The organism is Rahnella sp. AN3-3W3, from assembly GCF_003263545.1.
Taxonomy (GTDB): Bacteria; Pseudomonadota; Gammaproteobacteria; order Enterobacterales; family Enterobacteriaceae; genus Rahnella; species Rahnella variigena.
On the sequence record NZ_JYDG01000074.1, the window covers coordinates 30698 to 47740 of the forward strand.

Sequence of the window (17043 nt, forward strand, 5' to 3'; positions counted from 1 at the left end):
GCCGAACGATCCCCATCACCTTAACCAAATAAAATATCCTTATAAATCATAGCGCTAACTCATGGATCTGAAGGATCATGCACGCGCACTCTCAAAACGCTGTCTACGCAGCACTTAAGGCTAGTTGGCTCCCTAAATATTGATCCACATCAACATTTAGGGAGCTATAATTAACAATGCCAACACCATGTTCACTTAAGAGTGGGGAAACGATGACTACTCTTTGCACACCAGACAAACCGACTCCAATAAAAATATCCAAACAGGCTATGCATTTTTTCAAGCAAAGTGAGGAACCATGAGGAGTTAAAGATGCCCAAAGTCGCTATATTTACGCCAAACAGGCATACTTTAATTTTCTTGAAATTCATGAGGATATAGTCAAAGACATTACGAAATTCAGCTATGAAGCCGTCCCAGCGCTTGCCTCTTTAGCTGGCAGGTTGATCGATCACGACCAAAAAGTTATGCAGACAGGTCAGCGCCTCGAAGCTGTAGGGACGCTGTTAATTGGTGATAATTATCGTTCTTTTGTGTTTGAAAAATATCCACTTTTTGAAGATAGCGGGCGTATCGTTGGTACGGTGTTCCATCTGAAGCCATTCGAAAGGCTTTCCATGGGGTACTTTTTAGAAAACCATTCTATGGTGAAGCGACTTTCACTCCCCCACGGACATCTTCACAAAACGGGAATGGGATGTTCTGTTCCTGCTGTTTCGCAGTTCACTAAGAAATCAAGCAGCTGTATTCTTGGGGATTTCTGAAATTTCAGTGAGGAATGTTATCTCGCGATTATTTCTGAGGACAGGCGCATCATCGAAAGATGCACTGCTGGAACTTGGCGTCAACAAAGGATGGTACTTATACGTACCGCCCAGACTTGCGTCGATCGGTTACGATATCTTGTTTAAAGACAACATATAACTATACCACTTTAGCCTGGATGGAAATAGGTACAATTTGTACCGGTTCATTTTGCACCTATTTTTAATTACCCGTCTTCATATAATCCCCCTATACCACGGATTACCACCCCGTATTGATTTACCTTAGTCTGCAACTATTGGGCTTATTGTCAGTTACTCCCATAAATTCGAGAGCCTAAGGCACAAAGACTAATAAAACGCCTTCGAAAATCTATATATTCTATTTTCCTTCTGACTAATTAAGGAGAAAATATGTCACGGAAAATAAATAACGAATTTGTCAATCAAGACACCACGCAATTAGAAATACCACTCGTCCTCCAAAGATATATGGATAATCTGGATGAACCTTACGGAATAAAAGATAAGTCATCAATATTTGTATATGCTAACAAGGCATATCATGATTTACTCAACTTGCCCAAGGGATACAATGTCGCAGGTCGACTGGATAGCGAACTTCCTGCCACGACATCTGAGTATGCCTCTATGTTTAAGGCACATGATCGTCTTGTTGAGAACACAGGGAAACGGCGAAGCTCACTAGAAATCCACCCTTTCGGAAGAGACCAAAAGTTAAGAGCCTATTTTTTTGATAAAACGCCTTTCCCTGATTCGTCTGGAAAAACCGTTGGGACTTTTTTCCATGGACGCAAAGCGGAACATTTATCCCTACGCTTTTATACAAAAGGGGATAAGGCTGAATCATTATTACTTACACTCCCAAGTAATATCTTCTCTGAAATAGAATGGATGATTATATTTTATTTACGCTCTCATTTATGCCGAAAGGAAATTGCTTTAAAGTTAAATCGATCTGAAGGATATATAAAAAACCTAATCGCTATGATATATGATAAAGCGGGAGTAACAAATACACGGATGCTTATCGATTTTATAAGAGAGAATGGTTGGCATCGATATGTGCCAGAACAACTTCTGACACATCATCACCGTATATTACCTTAGCAGAGGTCATCCAAAACAATTCTGTCTGTGCTCAGGTGTGAATCTGGGCATAAGAAAATAAAATCGAGCTGTGTCTTCGCATACAGCTGATGCGCAGTATTACCGGAGATGCAGAATGTATCTCCTTTTTTAACCGGATAGTGCCGTTTGTTCTTCAACCCGCCATCGACCAGATCCGCAAGGTAGATAACGCCTTCTCCATCCAGCATGGAATACCACTCGTCACCCTTCGTATGCACATGACAACTAACCTTTGTTCCCTCATCCATGCGGGTACCAAAGCTGTTCAGCGCAGTTCCCTTTTGCAAAGGCGCAATTCGGATGCCGGCAACAGGGTCATAAACCGCGTTACCAATTTCTTCATAAAAACCTTTCATAATGCCATCCCTTTTTAAAAATTAATAGTGCCGAGACGGCACTATATTGCCCATTCCTGTTCTCGTATGATTCAACGCGTTGAATCGGTACACGTCTCTTCTCCCCGCCAAGAGCAGAGATAAATAAACTCAGACGCATATATAAAATGTTCGTTAACCTGCTGATTTACTGATGAATTCAAGAAGACGCTCAACCATTTTTTTTGCTTCATCCAGCGATGTTTTGTACTTACGTGCATCATCGTGAGCGTCATAAAACGGGTTGAGGGCATCGCTATTCTTATCCCTATGGTATTTCAGGATAGCTTCCGCCACATCATCATCAATTGTGTAGAAGTAGCTTTCCGGATAATCCAATGCTTTTGCGATGCGGACGATAACGTCAAAAGAAGGGGTGAACCGACCAACTTCATAATTGGATAGTCGAGAGCGAGGATTGCTGCCATCTACATCAATTAGTTCAGCCAGCTTTTTTTGTGATAGCCCTGCGGCTTTTCTTGCTGCTTTTAGTCGCTTAGGGACCATGCTGTCTCACCTCGTTATGTAGAGGACATGATACAAACCACTTGGGCATCTGGAATCAATATCCATCCATCAAATCAAACATGCTTGACTTGATGTCCCCGATTAAATAATATGCATGACGTTCCCCGTCCTACCGCCAAGAGGACAGAGTGAACAATTATCAAGAATAGACTGAGCGATGCCGCTGTCTGAACTGCATAGAGCTGAGTGAGACAGCCACTGTTTCAGCGTTATCGCCCAGTGTATTCGGCCCCCGCCGGATACAGAGAATGGCCCCTAAGGGGGATCGGTTCGGGCGAGAGCATGATGGATATTGAAGAACTTAACGGACAATCCTGGTATCTAGCGCAGTACATTACCGGTGGCAAAAACCGCGAGAAACTTTTTAGCTGGCTTAGCGAGCAGCACATCACCCCCTGGACGCCACTGACAATCAAAACCATTCGGCGCACGGATAAAATCAACTGTATACGTAAGCGCATTTCACCTTTATTCCCCGGCTATTTTTTTCTGAAAGCAAATCTGGCCACTCAGACCGTTGATAATATCCGTCGTCACACAGCCTTTTGTGGTTTTGTTATGAATGGTTCTCAAATTGCACCACTTCGCCCATTGATCGTGGAAGGTTTGATGAAGCGTCATCCCGACCCGGCTCTTAGTCCAGAGGCGCAGGATGAGCTGGAATCCGCGTCCCGGGTATGGCTCACAACAACACAGTACCAGTACCTTCTCCGTATAGAGCAAGATTCCCAACCGGTGTCGAGAATGACGCTGCTAATGAAGCTTGTCTTCGAGCCCAGCTTGCTGGGGTTCTAATCACTCTCCCGGCATTTACCAGTTAACCCGACCTTGTGTCGGGTTCTTTTTTCACCCAGATGCGTTATTGCAATACCGGATGCCGGCAATGGTGTCTGAGCCGGTCCTGCCACGGACATCCCCCCTGTTCCTTTACCGGCTGGTCATTTATGGCGTACTCCTTCTGGCGGAAGGAGATACAGACACCATTGCCGACATTCGGTACACCAACTCATTTAAAGGAGATAGCCTTTGTCCTCCGCAGATAATACCGTTCACAATCTGCTTTGGTGCATTCTGATTGCCCTTCGTACCGCCGATCAGGAAAAACCCTTCACCTCGGAAATAGCTCGCCGACGTTTTATCGCGAACTGGTTGGACACGGCGCGCGGTAATCCCAGTTTTCGTGGCATGAACGCCGAATTCACCACGCTGCGTCAATTGCTGGAAACCAGTGATAAAGCAGTTCCAGTTGACTCAACCCTTAGCGTTCTACTGAGTCACGCCACCGCCGTAGAACAATGCGACCTCTTCCGCTTCCGTTCCACACTTAATATCCTGATGCAGAAAGGCTGGCGTCTAGTCATTTGTCGATTCCCAGAGAACATAACGACGGAACTGATGCAACGCAGGCAGGACCGCCGTAAACATGCGCTCCAACTGACACGCATGGAAAATGCATTCCAACCTACCGGGTATATGGTACTGCCTGTCACATTCCAACTTTTGCTAAATCGGACAGCAGAAAACAATGACGACGCGGAACTGATATTCCATACGGAAGGATTTCAGGTGGTTGTGGCTAATGAACTGGAGCTGGATAACCGGCGTCTCATCCGCACTCTGCACATCGGTACCCCTTCTTTACCTACCGGTGAATGGAGTCCCAGCATGGATAGGATTTGGCAACCTCCGCGAAACTCAGCCCCCTCGAAGAAGGAGAGTTATCACTGATAATGCGCACATCTTATTTGGTCAGAAAAGAATCGCCAATCGAAAGAGTAAGGAAAACCACTATGTGTATCACCGTCACCGAAAAGGATCTGCGAGAATTGCATATCCGCCGGGCAGCACGGGTTATTCAGTTCAAACGGGCCTGCCGGCTAAGAGCCAGAGCCCCGGATAAAATGCCACTCAGTACGTTGTCTTCTTTGCGTAATTTAATCGATGAAGCGGAGGAGCAAATCGCAGAATTTCAGCAAGACTATCTCCGCTAACACCCTTCTCGTCACCCTGGCAATACCGTCTCCACACGCATCACGCGGTACGGCTATTCCATTACCTGATGAAACCTATGAAAATCATTCACACAACCATGCTGATCCCCGTTTTATTGGGCGGTTGCAGCTTGTCGCATAATCGACCAGCCGACAGTAATGCTCAGCAATTCGTGGATACACAGATAAGCACAAACCTGCGGCTTATCGAACTGGCTCAGAAAGGTCTGAAGCAAGCCAGCGGAACGGCACTTTCCGCAAGCCCTCCACCTGCAAAACCCGCCATAAACACATCATCGGCCCCGGAAGCAAAAAGCTTGCCTGGCACGCTACGGGGATTAACCAGTATTAAATCTCTCGGCACACCAGAAGCATTTACGCTGGTCAACGTCAGGTCTCGCAACCTGGATCTGGAGGCAACTCTGTATAAAGTTATCCCGGCAGGCTGGACCGCGATTATCTCTGCTGACCTTAAAGCGAAATTCAGGCAACGGCTCACCCTGGAAGCTAACGATCAGTGGCCGTACGTTCTCGACGGTTTGCTACGCCAGCATGGATGGGTTGCGCTGATTGACTGGCCCAAAAAACAGGTTTCCGTTGCCTGGAGTACGCCGGCATTCACAACTCAACCGGTCAGCGCGGTGCCAGCGATCAAGTCAACCATCCCAGCGGCTAACAAAGCTACGTCTCCAACAGCAACAACACCGACAGGCCCGCGCAATCCATTCAGTGGTTCCCGTGATAAAGCGGTTCCCGCCCAGCCTGTTAAGATCGCAGCACCGACAGTGAAAGCAGTGCCATCGCCGAAAATCTGGCGTGCCATTCAGGGTTCAACGCTGAAGGACACCCTTTATTCATGGGCTGCAGAAGAAAAATGTACTGGCGGGCAAAGCGGTAACTGGAGCGTGGCCTGGCTGACTGACGTCAATTATCGTATCGATGCACCGTTGTCATTCTCCGGCTCGTTTAAAGATGCCCTCAATGGCGTTTTCCGCCTCTACACCACCGCAGCTGTTCCTCTTTATGCCGGTATCAGTGCCTCACAATGCCTGCTCAAAGTGGATGCTAAGGAGGTGCGCTGATGGGTCTGGGCTACTGGCTTTTATCCATGTTCCTGGCGTTATTCCTGTTTACGTCCGATATGACGCACCGCGATGCAAACCAGGCTTCGGAAAATGCGGTCAGTGAAAACCTGCAGCGGGCCAGGCAGACCGTGCAATACATCAATACGATCAATGACTATCTCTATGACCATCCGCAAACCAGCGGCGTGATCAGCGACAGCGTGCTGGGATTCACATCAGTGCCGTCACTGACGCACATCATTCAGAGCAACAGGGTGTTTGTATACCAGCCAGACCGCCTCGGTTTGATGGGCGCCCTGGCAATAGTGACACGCAACTCTGCGTTGTTGGGCCATGTGAAAAATCGCCGCCTAATTGATAACCAGGGTAACGATATGCAGGTCACCGTGCCTGACGTTATTCCCGACACATACCTCGTTTATCTCAACTGACCTTCCGGATCTCCTATGCATAAAACTCAAACGGCGCTGGCATCTGCCATCGCGCTCAGCCTTTTGCTGTCCGGCTGTTCCAGCATGAACAGAATTAACCAGACAATGGCACAGTCTGATAGCGACTATGGCACTGCAAAAGGCCATCTCGGCCAGCTTTCATCGGGTTCACCGGTGCAGGACCTCACTTCGCAGTGGATTAATCCCGTTCCCCTAAACAGCCCTTCCCAGACGCAGGCACAACTTCCCGGTTGCGCGCTGACACTGACGCGCCCGGGTGATGTTTCTCTCGCAGAAATCAGCGCCTTCATTACCCGCACATGCAAGCTGCCGGTCGTTGTTACACCGGATGCACAGGCGGCAATGACGACAGGGCAGGGGAAAACAGAAAAGATTCAGGGGAGCGTCCCGGCACCTGATGCCAGCGGCATGGTACCGCTCAACGCCATCGGAGGCGGTGCCCCGGTAACACGCGATGCCGGAAGCATGGGCAATACGTTACGCGGTGTTTACTGGCAGGGCTCTTTGTCCGGATTACTCGATAACGTCACCACGCGGCTCGGGCTGTCCTGGCGTTACGAGCAGGGCCGCATCTCGATTTTCTATGTCAATACAAAAACCTTCCCCGTGATGTTCATGGACTCCAAAACCGCCTTCAGCTCGAAGGTTGTCAGCGGAACCACCACGTCATCAGGCACATCGGGCGGCAGCAGCGGTGGAGGAATGTCAGGGGACGTTAATACATCTCAGACGACTACGATGGAAATGACCTCAGGACTCTATAACGACCTGCAAAACACCATCAAAGCCATGTTGACACCGGGTGTTGGCCGTCTGTTCCTGGCTGCAGGCATGTTGACAGTCACTGATACACCGCGCGTACTCGATGCCGTGGGCCACTACATTGACGACAGAAATATGGAGCTCAACCGGCAGGTTGTGCTGAACGTCAAAGTATTCTCCGTCGAAAAACGACGCCAGGATCAGTTGGGTATTGACTGGAATGCCGTATTTACTTCCGGCAGCGTCGGTGGCTCGCTGACCAGTGCATTTACCGATGCATCGACCAGTGCCATGACGGGAGGGTTATCCATCCTGGACGGTAAGTTTGCGAACTCGAAAGCCTTTGTGAACGCACTGGCAGAGCAGGCCAACGTGTCGTTGGTCACGCAACAGGCCAGTACAACCACCAACATGTCGGCGGTTCCTGTTCAGGTGGGCACCCAACAAGACTACGCCAGTCAGGTCAATACGGATTCAACGGCCAATGTCGGTACCTCAACGTCCATAACTAAATCGACGATCACCACCGGCTTTAACATGACCATGTTGCCGTACATCATGCCCAACTCACCCAAAATCGAGCTGCAATTCTCTATCAACATGAGCGACGACCCGACATCGCGCACCTTTACCAGTGGTGAAAGCAGCATTGAGCTGATGAAAACCCGGCTCAAGACCTTTAATCAGCGTGTGATCCTCAGCTCTGGCCAGACGCTGGTACTGAGTGGCTTCCAGCAAGTCAATAACACCAGTGGTAAGCAAGGTGTTGGCTCCGCATCTTTCTTTGGTCTGGGTGGGGGTGCTAACGGTCAGAAAGACGACACCATGCTGGTGATCCTTATCACACCAACGCTGCTGAGGTGAGCATGACGGATAATGACAATGCACTTTACGTTGTCCGCACGGGTCCACGTACGCTGGTTGCAGGGTTACGATGGGAGCTGGTTGACGGTCGGCGCAAGTCAGCTGCCCGACGTGCGGCCAGAAGCCGAGATGCAGACAGGTTTGCGGTGGTGCCGGCGGGTAAATCTCAGTTACTGACCGGCTCAGGCAATCTGACCGAATGCGGCATCACTGCGCGTGAAGCCAAAAACTCAGCCTCCCTGGCGTTAAGCGTTCTTCCTCTACTGGGTTCTCACGGTTGGGGTATCTTCGCGCTCGATGATGGCCGTTACTGGTTTATCGCCACGCAGGAAGGACAACTTTCCGTACTGTCGGATGTGGTTGGTAACCATGACACGGTCAGGCAGGCACTTGAAACGTTCCTGAGTTTTGACACCTTTACAGCTGATGACCGCACCATCTTTTGTCCTGCAGGTTTTCTGCCGGGGGTGAACGGGGACGATAAAACGCTAGATGTGTTGTTAAGCCGTCTGGCGGTTCCCCGTTTCGCCAGACTTCATCCGGTATCAAATCGTCTGGCACTGATCACATGGTCAGCACTGCTGGTCGTTATCTTCGGCGGCTACTTTGGCGTGACACAATATCAGTCACACCTTGAAACTCAGCGTATTGCAGCTGCAAGAGCGGCTTACCTGAAAACCAAAGAGCAAATCAAGTCAGCTACGCCGGCCTCGTTACAGCCCTGGAAAACCCAGCCTGTCCTGACTGACTTCCTGACCCAGTGCAGTCAGCAATGGAAGATTGCACCGCTGAGTATCGCAGGATGGCGTTTTAATACCGCCGACTGCTCACAGGAAGGTATCAGACTGGCCTGGAGCAAACCGGCTGGCGGCACTATTGGTGATTTCACCTGGCGTCTGGCCCATTGGTATCCGGGGCTTAAACCGCTATTTAACATCCCCGGGGGGGCCGATACCGGCGGCGTTTCAGTGGCACTGCACATGCCGCTGCCCGACGCTCCCGAAACCGTCGCCAGCGTGGACACTCAGACACAAAGGCTGACTAATTACGCACAGCAGCTGCGTGCCCGCCTGAACCTGACTGAAGACGGAGCATTATCAACCCGCGTTGACGGACAGGTTATTCCTCTGCCCTGGCGGAGCTTCAGCTTTACATTCACCACCGACATTCCCCCCGACAGACTCTTTGCACCGGCACAGTTTGATGCCTCGGGTGTACGTCTGACGCGGATAACGGTCAGCCTGAGTAACGCAAGGCTGCATTACTCTCTGGAAGGAAAATTGTATGCCCAACGCTAGATTATACGGCTCTCTGATGGGGGTCATTTTTGCCGGGATCGCAGTGAGCGCACACGCTGCACCCACGACGGCACTACCCAAAATTGAAGAAAACGCGTCAAAGACCGTCGATAGCATCCCCGCCGTGAATGAAAGGCCTGGCGACATGCTTAATCTGGCGAGAATTGAACGCATCCAGGGCGATACGTTGTTGTTTGAAGCTCAGGCAGCACGCGCAAAAGCGCTCCAGTCCCTGCAGCAAAACAATGGATATGACGCATCCCTTCCTACGCCACTGACACAAACCCTGATTGCACCGGCTCCCGGAGTCACGCCGCCAACCGATACACCACCACCGGCGCGTACCAGTCTGCCACGTATTGTTGAGATCGCGGGCAGCGGAAAAGCGTTGCGTACCCGCCTGGCATTATCTGACGGTGCCAGTGTCGAGGTCACCATTGGCCAGCGCATTCCGGGTACCGGTGACACGGTCAAGAACATTACCGCGCAGGAAGTGCAAATCACGACCGCCGCCGGTGAAGTCCACACCCTTCCGTTCACCGAATGAGGTTTCTATGCTCGACACCCTTATTCCTGCTGACATCGAGAACTGGCTGCACCCCGTTACGACCGAGGGTGGCCAGCTTTCGTTGATGATCGCAGAACATCATCGCGCTGACGTACGTGTGCAGTCGTTTGTTAACTCACTGCGTCAGAAACACCAAAAACCCATAGCCATTAATTTTCTTCCGCTGGACCAGATACGGGAATTAAAGGCTAAACAACCCAGAGACACGCTCAATCAGGACTTCAGCGACAACCAGAAAAAGGTTGTCGCTTACTTTCGTCAGGCTGCAAAGCTGCAGGCTTCAGATATTCATCTGGAGATAGGAAAGGGTGGTACCACACATGTGATGATGCGTATCCACGGAGACTTGATCAAAGTCGATGCCATCTCGAAAGAAGATGGCGAAGATCTGGCCTCCACCATCGTACTGTCGATGTGCGATGTTGCAGAATCTCAGTTCAACCCCAACAGGCAACAGGATGGGCGCTTACGAAAAGATTTTCTGCAGGGCCTGAACCTGTTCGGCGCCCGTTATGCCCATACCCCTGCCGTATATGGATTGTACGTGGTCATGCGCGTTATTCCCGACGACAGTGCAGCACCGCCTACGCTGGATATGTTGGGATTTCTGCCAGCACAGCAAAAGCTCCTGCGAAGAATGCTGCAACGCACGGAAGGCATTGTCATTCTTTCCGGCCCTACGGGTTCAGGGAAAAGCACAACGCTACGCACATTTAGCGCGATGTATCTGGACAGTACCCGGCACCTGCGTCGGTTGATGACCATCGAAGACCCACCTGAGGGGCACATCGAAGACGCAGTACAAACCGCCATTATTGCTGACAAAAACAATCCAGCCGCCGTATCAACGGCATGGGTTCGAGCCATTTCAGCCGCACTGCGTTTAGATCCCGATGCACTGGTAGTCGGTGAAATGCGTGATAACAACTCAGCGCAAACCAGCATAACCGCAGCGATGACCGGCCACCTGCTGCTGTCAACGCTGCACGCCAATGACCCGATTAATATTCTGGAACGTCTGGTGACGATGGGCATTAACCCAGCGCTCCTGACGGATCCGCAATTGATGATCGGTCTTATCAGTCAGCGTCTGGTCCAGCTGCTCTGTCCGGAGTGCAAAAAGCCCTGGTCTGCCGTTGAGAGCACACTGACCGACGACGAACGTGACCTGTTAACGCAGGAACTGTTAGCGGCAGACAATCTGTATTTCCGCAATACAGAGGGGTGTGAGTGCTGTCATATGGGCATTGTGGGCCGAACGGTGATTGCTGAAGTAATTAGTCCCGACGCTACCTTTATGCAGATATATCGCGAAAAAGGAAAGCTGGCAGCCCGTAGCTACTGGCACCGCACGCTTGGCGGGATCACCCGAAATACGCACCTGTTACATCACATCAATGCTGGTCTGGTAGACCCGCTGGCCGCCGACCGTATTAGTCCGCTGGACGAAGACCGCTGGCTGGACCTAAATAAGGAGGACGTCAGCCGATGAAAAGACTGAACGTACTGCGGGCGAAACTGGCTACGGGAGGAAAGAGTAAGCATGGGCTGGCGGTTTACCGCCAGGCAGCGACCCGCTGGCTTTATCGACATACCTTTTCTACCGGTGACCGGCTTTCACTTTATGAGGATTTGGCTTTTTTACTGGACAACAACCGTACGCTGGAAGTTGCGCTGACCAATATGCGCGACAGCGCGACCGACTTTGGTAAACGCACCTCCCCTTCTGCAGTCTGGCTGGATGACTGCCTGAAGGCTATTCGTAACGGCCAGTCTCTCGACGTTGCCCTTGCCGATTGGATCCCCCGCCAGGAGGCCGCGATTATCAGCGCCGGCGTCATGGATGGACGGATATCAGAGGCGCTTCGGCGGGCAATGACGGTGGTTCAGGGCGTTGATGAAATGAAATCGTCGGTGTTTAGCACACTGGGTTATCCACTGGCGCTAATTTCCACGGTAATTGGCATCATGGTACTGGTCAGTAAACATTTTATACCTCAGCTGACCAAAATCGTGCCACGGGAAACCTGGGAGGGCGGCATTTGGTGGCTGGGCGCAACGTCGGATTTTGTCGTTATTCATGGCGTCCTGCTTTCGCTTTCGGTCGCGTTATTGATTGCCTGGATAACCTGGTCATTCAACAACCTGACCGGCAAGGTTCGGCGCTGGCTTGACTATCTTGTTCCCTGGTCGGTGTACAAAGATTTTCAGGGCGTTGCCTTTCTGCTCAATATTTCAGCCCTGCTGCGGGCAGATGTTAAGACACTCGATGCTCTGGATATCCTGTCGCGTAACGCATCTCCGTGGTTGCTGGAACGTCTGAACGCAACACGCCGTCTGGTTCGTCAGGGGCAGCATCTGGGGCTGGCACTGCGTAATGCCGGCTACCAGTTCCCCTCAAAAGATTGCGTCAACAAACTGGTCCTGCTCACTGATGGTGATAATGCCGACCTCATCATTGAAAACTACGCCAGGCACTGGCTAATCCGCGCAGTGAAAATCATTAAACGGCGTGCAACACGCTTATCCACCTTTTTGTTCCTGATCGTCAGTAGCTACATGATCCTGTTAGTTCAGGTCATACAGCAGCTTAACGATATGGCTGGCCAGATGGGCCAGTAACACGCTTTACCCACCCACACTCACTGGCATTTCAGCCATTCACAGTAATTAAGGAAAACTCATGAAGAACTCAGCTTCACAGGCACTGCCGCGTCCTGTTCACCGTGGCGTACTGAGCATTGAACTGGTCATTATCCTCGCCGTTATTGTCATTATGGTGATTTACATCTTTGCCAACAGCGGCAGTTTGTTCCGCAAGAATGACACCACGATGGAACTCGGCAATGCGCAGGAAATCATGACTCAGACACGCACCCTGCTGAAAACGCAGGGAGGATATGAATTCAGCGACGCGGCCAAAATGACCGGCACGCTGGTACAGTTCGGTGGCGTACCCAACTCGATGACGCTCGTTGGTGATAAGAGCTCAGGCAGTGCGACCGTTATCAATACTTGGGGCGGAAGCGTAACGGTACAGGCAGAAGCCTCATCCGGTGGTAATAACACTGGATTCTCTCTGACCTATGAAAGCATCCCACAGGAAGCCTGTGTGACGATGGCCACCAAAATGTCACAAACCACGGTCGTCTCTGAAACCTCCATCAACGGCACCGCAACGGTCGGCGCAGTCACGGCCGCTAACGCCGGCTCTCAGTGTAAGGCCGATACCGGTTCTAACGGTAACAACACGCTGAAATTCAAAAGCAATACGTAACGCAGTGTGACTTCACGCTAACCACTGACCGGGCAGGCAAAATGTCTGCCCTTTTTACGGACTGATGATATGGAAACTATTCTGTCACGTACCGTGCTGCTGCTCTTGCTCCTGCTGACTTCCAGCTCTTCTTTTGCATTCTGCTTTCAGGCGGCCGGCGCACGTTATCAGATTGATCCCGTGCTGCTTGAAGCCATGGCTATTCAGGAAAGTGGAGGACATCCCCAAATTACCAATACCAACCGCAATAAGGCAGGCAAAGTCCTCAGCACCGATTACGGTTTAATGGGAATCAACTCCATACATATTCCCAAACTGATCTCAATGGGGGTGATTCGTTCGAAGGATGACTTGCTCAATAATCCCTGCCTTAACGTGCAGATCGGTGCCTGGATACTGGCGAAACATTTACAGACCTGCGGTGTGAGCTGGAGCTGTCTGGGTTCATACAACGCAGGTTTTGCTGATAATAATGAAAAGCGGAGGATGATTTACGCCAGACTCATATACGGTCACTACAACCGGCTATTGGTACGAAGACAATGATGTCCGTCCTGACCTTTTGCGTATTTTTACCGGTATTTGCTCTCATGGGCCGCAGTCTAGTAAGGCAAGCTTCCGGATTTATTCGTGAAACGGAAGGGGTGGCACCGACGCACCTGCCTTTATCTTCTTTCCTGGTGTTACTTTTTGCCGTTCTGGCAAGTGTCGTCGCTACCCGGGGACTTTCGCTGTGTTTGCCCTGGCATGTTGTACTACGCGACCTGATCTTACTCGGATGGTGCGTTCTGCTTACCCAGCTGGACCTCGCCCGGCAATGGTTGCCATTGCGGCTCACTAACAGCCTTCTCTTCAGCGGCCTGCTGTTCTCCCTGTTATCACAGTCGGGCATATCAACATTGATGGCGATCAGTGATGGGCTGGCAATGTTTGGAGTGATTTTTCTCTTCCGGCTCTGGGCAAACCGACATGGCAGGGAGCGATTCGGACTGGGTGATGTGTATTTGCTCACAGGGCTGAGCGTCTGGCTAACTTTGCCCACTGCCGCCGTAATTGCCCTTGCAGCGCTTGGCCTCATTTTGCTGCAACAGCTTTCCAGCATGGTTGGCTTACTCTCCAAACAACAGGAAATCCCCTTCGCCCCATACCTTTGTCTCTGCCTCAGCGTGGCCATTCTGGCGCAGAGGTTTCCTTTATCTACAGGCTAAATCGCATGAATAAACAGATACCGTCCCCCGTTAACCGGGGGATGCTGACAATAGAAATACTCGTTGCGCTGGTCGTCATCATGCTCGCCGTCATATATGGCTACCCGCGCTATACCAACTACATGCAGGAAATGGAATGGGGTGTGGAAGCAAGCAACATGACTGCCGTAGGCAGCGCTGCGAAAAGCTATATCCGCGATAACCGCGATGCGTTGGTGAGTCAGGTCAGCGGAGGAGCCCCCGTGACCGTGACAGGCGCACAACTGCAACAGGCTGGGTATTTACCGACAGGATTCTCACTGCGTAATACGGCCGCACAGACTTATCTAGTGGGTATTGCCCGGGACCCTAAGTTCAATCAAAAACTGGTGGCCTTCGTTCTGACCACCGGCGGTCAGGAGATTGCCTATAAAGGTTTGCGCTACATCTCACAGAAAGTAGATGGTTCGGGTGGATACGTCTGGCCAGACAATGTGGCGATAGGTGCATTTGCCGGCTGGGAATTGAACCTGGACAGCTATGGCCTGAGCGCAGCCAAAGGACGGCTGGCCACCTGGCTTTCGTCGGATGTACTGGGCACCGACCTGCAGGAAAGTGACCGTTTGTATCGCTATCAGGTCAGCGGTCGTCCCGACCTGAACCGGATGCACACTGCCATTGATATGGGCAGTAATGATCTCAACAACGCTAAGGCAGTTAACGGTGAAACAGGAAACTTCAGTAACACTGTCACAGCCGAAAACGATGTCAAAAGCAAAAGCGGATGGCTCATCACAGGCACAGGCAAAGGCTGGCTGAATGAAGCGCACGGCGGCGGTCTTTATATGGATGACAATGACTGGATCAAATCAGTAAACGGCAAAGGAATTTATACCAGTGGCCAGCTCAAAGGTGGAACAGTACGTTCTGATGGTCGTATAGCCGGCGGCGAGTACCTGCAGTTGGACGGCATAGCCACCGAAGGTGCGGTATGCTCCCCGGACAGATTAATCGGGTTTAATGCTTCTGGTAACGTCCTTTCCTGTCAGTCCAGTCGATGGGCGATAGTTGGTGAAGCAACAGGCTCATATGCATCCCTAGGCTCATACATCTCCACGTACTCAGGTGTTAACTCCGGTAATAAAAATATCGTCATCTACGCTAACGGCGGCGAATCAACGGTTAACCGAGGAATCAGAGAAGGCGACAACTGCAAAAATACATGGGCTTTGGCTGGTTATGTTGGTGGGACTTATGTCACAGGGGCACAAACAGCGAACTCGAACTGGAGTAAATCAGGGGCTATAAATTTTATTGTTCCCCCAGGCGCGGCATACCAAGTAACTTCCAACCCCTTACCTTCTTACGGATGTTCACCCGGTTCATTTAGTTTGATGGTATATCGATAACATTGAGTCTTGAGTCCACATCCTTTTCCTCGAACACATCTCCGTCCTCAAACATGGGAATGCTAATAATGAAAACCACGTATCTTGCCGCGCTGGCAGGCATTCTGCTGTCCGGTTGTCAGGCGCAGCAACCGCATAATACTGTCCCGCTGACTCAGGCATCAGACGATGCCTCACGTATCCGCAACACACAGCAGCAGCTTTACCTTGATGGTTCGCTAAACCAGAAGGCCACGCGGCTTCCTGGTAGTTTCGCGGCAAACAGCGACAGACTTTCACTGAACTGGGAGGGAGATGCTATTGAACTGCTCGCCCAACTAGCCCGTCAACGCGGACTTAATTTTGCATACAGCGGGGTTCGGCTACCGCTGCCCGTCAGCGTTCATGTCGACAACATCACGTTTGAGAACCTGCTCCGCCAGCTGGAAACGCAGATAGGATGGCGTGCCAACCTGAAACAGCAACCACTGGAGCTGCACCTGTACTTTGCGCTTCCGGATAAAGGAGGTCGCCTCGCATGAAACGACAGCTACTTGCGGGCCTGTTGCTGTGTTGCACGCTGCCTGCATTCGCAGAAGATGCCCCGCCTGCAGATATGGCGGACTACCTCAATCCGACCGTCAATGATTTTAACGGGCTGAGTGATACCGTCTGGCAGATGCTCAACGATGCTGGCCAGACCGTAGGGTTTCAGGGAGGGAAGGCCCAACGAGCCTGGGAACTTCGTCAGATACTGACGGCCCGCGACACCACGCTCAACAATATGTACGACTTCCGACCGCTTATCAGCCGGCAGGGCTATATGCCGCCGGTGATAGCCACCGCGACCGACATGGCACATATCACACCGGATCAGATACGCACGGCGTATCGCACCTATAACATTCTGGTTCCGGCTCGCTTTGTCAGCAACCCACCGGGCTGGCGAACCTGGCTGCTACCAGGGCTTGCCAGCAAACGTATTGACGCACCGGATGCCAGCGTCCGTCCCAAAAACAGCAAGGAGAAGGCCGTCTGGGAAAAAGCCGTGCGTCGTGGCTGGGAGGAAGGCCGTCTCAGTGCCGATCGCACGCTGGAAGCCAATTTCAACCGTTTGACCCGTGATTACACCGGCATGCTCCGTTATTCCACGCTGCTACAGCAGGGCATTATTCATGCACCGGATGTCAAAGAGACCCAGCAGAGCGTCACCGGCACACGTGATGAACTGATGATTGGTGACAAGGTGAAACGCATTCAGGATCCGGCAGGCTTTGTCGTGGATAAAAAACAGTGGAAACCTGTCATACGTAAGGAGGCGCAATGATGTTACTGAATAGACCCTAGTTTCCT

At 51.2% G+C, this 17043-nt stretch carries 19 protein-coding genes and 1 pseudogene; 18 read left to right on the forward strand and 2 right to left on the reverse strand.

Going from position 1 to position 17043, the window contains the following annotated elements; all coding sequences use genetic code 11:
- Window positions 1–317: 317 nt before the first annotated feature.
- Window positions 318–764, forward strand: a pseudogene (locus tag UC15_RS19180) (PAS domain-containing protein); the annotation flags it as partial.
- Window positions 765–1178: 414 nt separating this feature from the next.
- Complete coding sequence (locus UC15_RS19185) at window positions 1179–1895, forward strand: PAS domain-containing protein (RefSeq protein WP_112290190.1); 717 nt, start codon at window positions 1179–1181, stop codon at window positions 1893–1895.
- Here UC15_RS19185 and UC15_RS19190 read toward each other — a convergent pair.
- Together UC15_RS19190 and UC15_RS19195 are read right to left on the reverse strand one after the other, a co-directional pair.
- Window positions 1892–2272, reverse strand: coding sequence for a cupin domain-containing protein (locus UC15_RS19190; protein ID WP_112290192.1), 381 nt, complete (start codon window positions 2270–2272; stop codon window positions 1892–1894). The genes UC15_RS19185 and UC15_RS19190 overlap by 4 nt on opposite strands.
- A 153-nt stretch (window positions 2273–2425) precedes the next feature.
- Window positions 2426–2797 (reverse strand): helix-turn-helix domain-containing protein, encoded by a 372-nt coding sequence (locus tag UC15_RS19195; RefSeq protein ID WP_112290193.1) that lies wholly within the window; start codon window positions 2795–2797, stop codon window positions 2426–2428.
- A gap of 306 nt (window positions 2798–3103) precedes the next feature.
- Here UC15_RS19195 and UC15_RS19200 point away from each other — a divergent pair, with 306 nt between their 5' ends.
- The 16 genes from UC15_RS19200 to UC15_RS19275 all read left to right on the forward strand — a co-directional run bounded on the left by UC15_RS19200 (window position 3104) and on the right by UC15_RS19275 (window position 17017).
- Window positions 3104–3613 (forward strand): transcription termination/antitermination NusG family protein, encoded by a 510-nt coding sequence (locus UC15_RS19200; RefSeq protein WP_112290220.1) that lies wholly within the window; start codon window positions 3104–3106, stop codon window positions 3611–3613.
- 231 nt (window positions 3614–3844) lie between these two features.
- A complete protein-coding gene (locus tag UC15_RS19205; RefSeq protein WP_112290195.1) occupies window positions 3845–4546 on the forward strand; it encodes a hypothetical protein in 702 nt (233 codons plus the stop codon).
- A gap of 62 nt (window positions 4547–4608) precedes the next feature.
- Window positions 4609–4809 (forward strand): hypothetical protein, encoded by a 201-nt coding sequence (locus tag UC15_RS25785; RefSeq protein ID WP_112290196.1) that lies wholly within the window; start codon window positions 4609–4611, stop codon window positions 4807–4809.
- Window positions 4810–4886: 77 nt separating this feature from the next.
- Window positions 4887–5891: a toxin co-regulated pilus biosynthesis Q family protein gene (locus UC15_RS19215; protein ID WP_157961006.1), complete on the forward strand. Its 1005-nt coding sequence runs from the start codon at window positions 4887–4889 to the stop codon at window positions 5889–5891.
- Complete coding sequence (gene pilM, locus UC15_RS19220; protein ID WP_112290199.1) at window positions 5891–6325, forward strand: type IV pilus biogenesis protein PilM; 435 nt, start codon at window positions 5891–5893, stop codon at window positions 6323–6325. The genes UC15_RS19215 and pilM overlap by 1 nt, the downstream gene beginning before the upstream one ends.
- A 15-nt stretch (window positions 6326–6340) precedes the next feature.
- Complete coding sequence (locus UC15_RS19225; protein ID WP_112290201.1) at window positions 6341–7972, forward strand: PilN family type IVB pilus formation outer membrane protein; 1632 nt, start codon at window positions 6341–6343, stop codon at window positions 7970–7972.
- A 2-nt stretch (window positions 7973–7974) separates the two neighbouring features.
- On the forward strand, window positions 7975–9270 hold the full coding sequence (gene pilO2 / locus UC15_RS19230; protein ID WP_112290203.1) for a type 4b pilus protein PilO2: 1296 nt from the start codon (window positions 7975–7977) through the stop codon (window positions 9268–9270).
- Window positions 9257–9817 carry a type IV pilus biogenesis protein PilP gene (pilP, locus tag UC15_RS19235; protein ID WP_112290204.1) on the forward strand — a complete coding sequence of 187 codons (561 nt, stop codon included), beginning with the start codon at window positions 9257–9259 and terminating at the stop codon, window positions 9815–9817. Before pilO2 ends, pilP begins: the two co-directional genes overlap by 14 nt.
- A gap of 7 nt (window positions 9818–9824) precedes the next feature.
- A complete protein-coding gene (locus UC15_RS19240; protein WP_112290206.1) occupies window positions 9825–11330 on the forward strand; it encodes a GspE/PulE family protein in 1506 nt (501 codons plus the stop codon).
- Window positions 11327–12460 (forward strand): type II secretion system F family protein, encoded by a 1134-nt coding sequence (locus UC15_RS19245; RefSeq protein ID WP_112290207.1) that lies wholly within the window; start codon window positions 11327–11329, stop codon window positions 12458–12460. Before UC15_RS19240 ends, UC15_RS19245 begins: the two co-directional genes overlap by 4 nt.
- A gap of 61 nt (window positions 12461–12521) precedes the next feature.
- Window positions 12522–13115 carry a type 4 pilus major pilin gene (locus tag UC15_RS19250; protein WP_112290209.1) on the forward strand — a complete coding sequence of 198 codons (594 nt, stop codon included), beginning with the start codon at window positions 12522–12524 and terminating at the stop codon, window positions 13113–13115.
- 69 nt (window positions 13116–13184) lie between these two features.
- Window positions 13185–13661, forward strand: coding sequence for a lytic transglycosylase domain-containing protein (locus UC15_RS19255; RefSeq protein ID WP_112290211.1), 477 nt, complete (start codon window positions 13185–13187; stop codon window positions 13659–13661).
- Window positions 13661–14323 carry a prepilin peptidase gene (locus UC15_RS19260; RefSeq protein WP_157961007.1) on the forward strand — a complete coding sequence of 221 codons (663 nt, stop codon included), beginning with the start codon at window positions 13661–13663 and terminating at the stop codon, window positions 14321–14323. Before UC15_RS19255 ends, UC15_RS19260 begins: the two co-directional genes overlap by 1 nt.
- Before the next feature lie 5 nt (window positions 14324–14328).
- Window positions 14329–15711 (forward strand): shufflon system plasmid conjugative transfer pilus tip adhesin PilV, encoded by a 1383-nt coding sequence (gene pilV / locus UC15_RS19265; RefSeq protein WP_112290214.1) that lies wholly within the window; start codon window positions 14329–14331, stop codon window positions 15709–15711.
- A 68-nt stretch (window positions 15712–15779) separates the two neighbouring features.
- Entirely contained in the window at window positions 15780–16232 is a 453-nt protein-coding gene (locus tag UC15_RS19270; protein ID WP_112290216.1) for a DotD/TraH family lipoprotein, read from the forward strand.
- On the forward strand, window positions 16229–17017 hold the full coding sequence (locus UC15_RS19275) for a type IV secretory system conjugative DNA transfer family protein (RefSeq protein ID WP_112290217.1): 789 nt from the start codon (window positions 16229–16231) through the stop codon (window positions 17015–17017). The genes UC15_RS19270 and UC15_RS19275 overlap by 4 nt, the downstream gene beginning before the upstream one ends.
- The last annotated feature ends 26 nt before the right edge of the window (window positions 17018–17043 follow it).